Genomic DNA, 5,715 nt, shown 5'->3' on the forward strand with positions numbered 1-5,715 from the left:
CGGCGGGTGCCAGCCCGACTGCGAGAGCGGCAGGTGGTGGCCCACCCAGCCGGTCGCACCGGCGGTCGCGCCGGGCAGCAGCTCGTCGAGGCGCTCGATCAGCTCGGCGCGGGTGGCGCCTGGTCGGCCCCCGGTCAGGGTCTCGCCGTAGCCGACGTTGGCGAGGCCGTCGCCCCGGTCGAACGACCACGCGTACGCCGGCTGCCGCACCGTGCCGAACGCGATCACCTGCGCGCCGCGGCGGTCGGACGAGACCGGGGCGTAGCCGCGGATCGCCAGCGCCATCGGTCCCGGGTGGCGACCGACCGCACGCCGTACGGCGGAGTGGGCGCCGTCGGCGCCGACGAGCACCGGGGCCTCGAGACGCCCTGCGTCGCGCAACTCGAGGGACGCGGGCCTGGAGTCCGACGAGGTGACCGTGCGCACGCGGTCGTGCACGAGCACTGCGCCGGCGCGTTGCGCAGCGTCGACGAGTCGGGCGTCGAGGACCGCACGCGGCACGACGTACGCCGGTCGCTCCATGACGCGGTCGACCTCACGGGTGCCGCGCACCAGGCGCAGTCGCTGGACCGGGGTGCGGTCGTCGAGCAGGCCGGTGACGCCGACCTCGGCGAGCAGGTCGAGCACGTGCGGCGCGACGCCGTCGCCGCAGGACTTGTCGCGGGGGAAGGTCGCGCGGTCGACGAGCAGCACCCGCAGGGCGGGATCGGCGTGCAGGGCACCGAGGGCGGTCGCGGCGCCGGCGGGTCCGGCGCCGACGACGACGAGGTCCCAGGCGTCGTCGGCCGCGATGGTCATCCGGCCGCCACGAGAAGCACGACGTCGACGAGCGCGAGCGCCATCGCCGCCTGGAAGGGCAGGCGTCCGCGGCCCAGCACGGTCACGGCCAGCAGCACCGCACCCAGGGCGAGACCGGCGAGAACGAAGGCCGACGGCGCACCGGCCGGACCGAGTCCGGCGGCGAGGGAGGCGACGGCGAGCAGGAGGGCGGCGAGCAGACGTGAGTGGCGCGCCCCGAGCACGTGGGGCAGGCCGCGGACGCCCGTTGCCTCGTCGTCGACGAGATCGGGCAGGGCGTTGAGCAGGTGGGCGCCGACGCCGAGGGTGGCGCCCGCAGCCAGCAGCCACCAGGGGGCCAGCGCGGGATCCTCGGCCGCCAGCGACACGACGGCCGGGAGCGAGCCGAACGCCACGGCGTACGGAACCCAGGACCAGACGGTCGCCTTGAGGCCGAGGTTGTAGGCCTGGCCCATCGCCACGACGAGGCCGAGGTGCACGAGCGCGGTGCGCCAACCGGCGGCTGCGGAGAGGATCACGCACGCCACGGCAGCGGTCGCGAGCGCGCCCTGCACGAGCGACTGCGGCACCTGCCCCGAGGCGATCGGCTTGTCGGTGCGGCCGACGCTGCGGTCGCGGTCGGCGTCGATCAGGTCGTTGGCCCAGCCGATGGTGAGCTGGCCGGTGAAGACGGCCGCGGTCACGACGACCACCCGGGCGGTGCTGAGGTCGCCGGCGACGGCGAGGAGGCCGGTGATGAGGGTGACCGCGACGGTGGGGCCGAAGTGCGCGGCAGCGAGCAGACCGCTCAGCACCGACCCGGGTGACCCGGTCGACGCAGGCGCGAGGGACGGCCGCGGCGTGCTCATCTCGGAATCACCTCGCACTCACCGCGCACCTCCGGTAGGTCGCTCATCGTGCTGCGTCTGACAGGGCACCGCCTCACCCCCGATGGTGACAGCGCGTGGACGACGATGCCGCCTACGGTGGTGTCGTGTCCATCGATGACCCGGCCGCCGGCCCTGATTCCACGCTCGACGTCGTCGTGCTCCTCGACGACGACGCGGTGCCGATCGGTACGGCGCCTCGCGCCACCGTCCACAGCACCGACACCCCGCTGCACCTGGCGTTCTCGTGCCACCTGCTCGACGACGACGGTCGGCTGCTGATCACGCGCCGCGCGCTCAGCAAGAAGACCTGGCCGGGTGTGTGGACCAACTCCTTCTGCGGCCATCCCCGCCCCGGCGAGACCTTCGAGCAGGCCGTGCGCCGTCACGCCGACCACGAGCTCGGCCTCGACGTCGACGAGATCGCCCCGGTGCTGCCCGACTTCCGCTACCGCGCGGTCGATGCCGCCGGCGTCGTGGAGAACGAGGTCTGCCCCGTCTTCACCGCCCGCCTCGCGGCCACCCGTCGTACCCCGACGCCGAACCCCGACGAGGTCGCCGAGCTCGTGTGGGTCGAGGTAGCCGACGTGCTTTCCGTGGTCGAGCGGGCGCCGTGGGCGTTGAGCCCGTGGCTCGTGGCGCAGGTGGATGCCCTGCGGCTGTTGGCCGACTGACGCGCTCCGCGGAGGCCCTGGCCTCACGCGATGAGGGTCCAGGTGCCGGGATCGACCTCGACCCAGGTGCGGGTGCGCGCCGGGGGTGCGGTCGAGGTGTAGGTGTGTCCGGTGGGAGTGGTGGTCGCGACGGTGTGGTGCGGGCCGGGTCTGGGTCGGGCGGTCCAGCCGCGGGCCTGCTTGGCGTGGTTGCACGCCTGACACAGACCTTGCGTGTTGGCGGTCGTGGTGGGCCCGCCGTCGGCGACGGCTTCGACGTGGTCGGCATGGCGCACGGGGGCGTCGCACCAGGGGGTGCGACAGATCCGGTCGCGGTGGCGGAGGAACTGCGCCATTCCCTGGGGCACGAGGCGGCGCGTGGAGTCCATCGCGACCAGGGCGCCGGTGTGGGCATCGGCGTAGAGGCGGCGCAGCCAGCTGGCGCCGGCCGCGAGGTCGCGGGCGAGGTCGCCGGGGATGGGGCCGTAGCCCTCGACCCAGGCGCCCGCCTCGGTCTGTCCGGTCAGGACGGTGTCGGGCAGGACCACGTTGACGGTGGCTCCGGGATCGCTGTCGTCGGTGAGTGGGTCACGACCGGTGACGCGCGCGACCAGCGTGTCGGCCATGACCTGTCCGCGGGTGCGGGGGTCGCCGGTGCCCACGGCGGTGTCGGCTGCCGACTTCAAGGCGGCGTAGACCGCGACGCCGTCCTTGACCGGCAGCAGGGCGGACAGCTGCGACATCACGTCAGGTGCGGGGCGCAGGGTGACGCGGCGCTCCCGCTCGGCGCGACGGCGTCGTTCGACGACCGAGGCAGCATCGAGCTCAGCGGCGAGCTGTGCTGCCCTCCCGACCAGCTCGCGGTCGCCCATCGCCTCGAGAGCCTGCGGGTCGCGGGCCAGCCGTTCATCGACCTCGAGTCGCTGCTCGAGGGCCAGGCAGGCGGTCTCGCGGGCCATCAGGGTGGCCTTCCACTCGCTGATCCGACCGTCTCGGAACGCCGCCCAGGTGTAGGGGAGCTCGTCGCGCAGGATCATCGCGAGCCCTAGGTGGCGTTGTCCGCGGTGCGGCGACTCGCGACGAGCCAGGGCGACCTGGCCGGCGATCCCACGCGTACGGCGTTCGGCAGGAACGCCGGCGTCCTTGGCCTTGGCGACCTGGGACTCGGCGAAGTCCGCGGTCAGCGCGGCTTGTGCGGCCTCGACGATGCACGCGAGCTCTTCGAGGCTGCGGATCAGATCGACGCGGTCGACGTCGCTCAGTGCAGCGGTGGGGAGGTCCCGCACCTGCGCCTGAATCTCAGCAACATCGATCATGTGTTCGATTATAATCCTGTCCGCCGACAATGGCGAGGCCCAAACGCAACCGGCGCAGAGGGTTCTTCCGGGTCGGCACGCACTGACCTGGGTTGATGAGATGACCGGCCGCATCCCGCTTGCCGACGTCCTCGCCCGTAGCGAGCGGTTCGCGGCAAGAGGCCTCGCAGGTCTCACCCTTGGGAGGGGTCCGCGGGCCGAGGCCGCGACGTAGCGTGGAGGCATGTCGAACACCCATTCGAACGATGACCGCCACGCCACCCCCGACGAGAGCAACCCAGACGCCACGATCGGCGCCGCTCCCGGTGACCCCGATGACGGCAGCACCGTGGAGAAGGACCCCGAGACCTGGGTGACCGGCAACGAGCCGATGACCGGGGCCCAGCGCAGCTACCTCGACACCCTCGCCCGCGAGGCCGGCGAGACCCTGCGCGCCGACCTGACGAAGGCCGAGGCGTCGGAGGAGATCGACCGGCTGCAGTCGGCGTCCGACCGCGCTTGAGGGTCGCGATCGCCGGTCTGCGCCGCGATGAGCCCGCAGGTCGGTCAGGTCCGTAGAGTCACGGTCGTGACTGAGGAGCCGCGCGACGCGGTGCACGAGACCAAGCAGCTCGACGACGTGAAGGGCCTGCTGGTGCGCGCGGCCGAGGCTGCCGAGGTCGCCGCCGGCGAGGGGAGCGGGGAGCCGCGACTGCGGCTGGCCAGGCTCGCCCCCGAGGACGCCGAGGAGCTGCTCGCCGCCACCGCGACCTACGTGCAGCGCATCAAGCCGCCCCGCCGGGCCTCCAAGGCGCCGGTCGCCTCGGTCGAGCAGGAGGTCCAGGAGTGGTGGGCGCTGCTCCTGGGGTACGCCGACGCCCGTCGAGGTCAGCGGCTCAACCCGCTGCGCAACGAGGTCTTCGTGGCGCTCGCCGAGGCCGGGGTGATCCGTCGCGACGAGGGCGGCTGGAAGGTGACGGCCCCGCAGCGCGCCGAGACCGGACCGGTCGTCACCAAGGCCGAGCTGGGCGCCTGGGTTCTCACCGCCAACCCGCGGGTGTGGGACCTGCGCCGCTGGATCGCCGAGGGCGGTCGCGGCCACGACGACTGGACGGTCGCGCACAACTACCGCTCCGCCCTGATGGAGGCCGGCCAGCGGGTGCTGCTCTGGGTCGGCGGCAACGCTCCGGACTGCCCGTCGGGCTTCGTCGCGCGGGGCACGGTGACAGGTTCGTGCGAGGCGGCGTCGGCCACCAGCGACTTCTGGGTCGACCGCAAGGCCAAGGCCCGCGCTGACTACCTGGCCCGCGTCGACCTCCAGCTGCTGCCCAAGATCGTGCCCAAGCACGCCGTCCAGCACCACCGGGCGCTGCGTGACATCGAGGTGCTGCGCAGCCCGTTCGCTGCCAATCCCAGCCACCTCACGCGCGACGAGCTGGCCGCTCTGGAGCCTCTGCTGGGCGAGTGAGCCGGCGCGGACGAGCCACGGCTCAGCCGCGGACCCGGTCGCCGGTGGCCGGGGTCTCCCCCTCACCAGCCTCCCCATCACCAGCCTCGGCAGCCTCGGCCTGGGCAGACAGGTCACTCACCGCCTCCGGTGGAGCGGTGGCCGCCTGCTCGGCTTCCTCGACGACGTGAGGAAGCGTGAACCTGAACGTCGAGCCGACGCCGACCGTGCTCTCGACCCAGAGGCGTCCGCCTTGGGCCTCGACGATGTGCTTGGTGATCGTCAGTCCCAGGCCGGCGCCGACGTGCCGGCGGTCGTCGCCGGTCCGCACCTGGTGGAAGCGCTCGAAGATCGAGCTCAGCTCGTGGGCAGGGATCCCGCGGCCGGTGTCGGTGATGGCGACGACCACGCCCTGGTCGGTGTCCGACGTCGACACCGTGACCGCACCGCCGGACGGAGTGAACTTGAGAGCGTTGCCGACCAGGTTGACCACTGCCTGGATCACCCGGTCCCCGTCGCACAGCGCGCTCTCGGAGACCGGGGTGAGGGTCAGCTCGACGCAACGTTGGCGCGCGAGGGAGACCAGGGGGGCGACGGCATCGGCGAGCAGGGGCGCCAGCAGCTCGGGGCGTGTCGAGATGCTGAACGTGCCTCGG

At 73.1% G+C, this 5,715-nt stretch carries 7 protein-coding genes; 3 read left to right on the top strand and 4 right to left on the bottom strand.

Annotation, left to right across the window (positions count from 1 at the left end):
* Both VOI19_RS12820 and VOI19_RS12825 read right to left on the bottom strand, forming a co-directional pair.
* A partial coding sequence (locus tag VOI19_RS12820) for an NAD(P)/FAD-dependent oxidoreductase (protein ID WP_323793351.1) occupies positions 1-798 on the bottom strand: 798 nt, incomplete at its 3' end.
* Complete coding sequence (locus VOI19_RS12825) at positions 795-1,646, bottom strand: UbiA family prenyltransferase (RefSeq protein ID WP_323793352.1); 852 nt, start codon at positions 1,644-1,646, stop codon at positions 795-797. The genes VOI19_RS12825 and VOI19_RS12820, both read right to left, overlap by 4 nt.
* A gap of 125 nt (positions 1,647-1,771) precedes the next feature.
* Here VOI19_RS12825 and idi point away from each other — a divergent pair, with 125 nt between their 5' ends.
* Complete coding sequence (gene idi, locus VOI19_RS12830) at positions 1,772-2,338, top strand: isopentenyl-diphosphate Delta-isomerase (RefSeq protein ID WP_323793353.1); 567 nt, start codon at positions 1,772-1,774, stop codon at positions 2,336-2,338.
* A 23-nt stretch (positions 2,339-2,361) separates the two neighbouring features.
* Here the strand turns inward: idi and VOI19_RS12835 are convergent, their stop codons facing one another.
* Positions 2,362-3,633, bottom strand: a complete 1,272-nt coding sequence (locus tag VOI19_RS12835) for an HNH endonuclease (protein WP_323793354.1) — start codon at positions 3,631-3,633, stop codon at positions 2,362-2,364.
* A 223-nt stretch (positions 3,634-3,856) separates the two neighbouring features.
* Here VOI19_RS12835 and VOI19_RS12840 point away from each other — a divergent pair, with 223 nt between their 5' ends.
* Together VOI19_RS12840 and VOI19_RS12845 are read left to right on the top strand one after the other, a co-directional pair.
* Entirely contained in the window at positions 3,857-4,135 is a 279-nt protein-coding gene (locus VOI19_RS12840) for a DUF3072 domain-containing protein (RefSeq protein WP_323793355.1), read from the top strand.
* Positions 4,136-4,201: 66 nt separating this feature from the next.
* On the top strand, positions 4,202-5,080 hold the full coding sequence (locus tag VOI19_RS12845) for a hypothetical protein (protein WP_323793356.1): 879 nt from the start codon (positions 4,202-4,204) through the stop codon (positions 5,078-5,080).
* A gap of 22 nt (positions 5,081-5,102) precedes the next feature.
* Here the strand turns inward: VOI19_RS12845 and VOI19_RS12850 are convergent.
* On the bottom strand, positions 5,103-5,715 hold a 613-nt coding region (locus VOI19_RS12850; RefSeq protein ID WP_323793357.1), incomplete at its 5' end, for an ATP-binding protein.

The organism is Nocardioides sp., assembly GCF_034670285.1.
GTDB lineage: Bacteria > Actinomycetota > Actinomycetes > Propionibacteriales > Nocardioidaceae > Nocardioides.

Bases quoted from the DNA above. Each gene is read 5' to 3' on its own strand.
- VOI19_RS12825 (WP_323793352.1), bottom strand. From the start codon at position 1,646: ATGAGCACGCCGCGGCCGTCCCTCGCGCCTGCGTCGACCGGGTCACCC.
- VOI19_RS12835 (WP_323793354.1), bottom strand. From the start codon at position 3,633: ATGATCGATGTTGCTGAGATTCAGGCGCAGGTGCGGGACCTCCCCACC.
- VOI19_RS12840 (WP_323793355.1), top strand. From the start codon at position 3,857: ATGTCGAACACCCATTCGAACGATGACCGCCACGCCACCCCCGACGAG.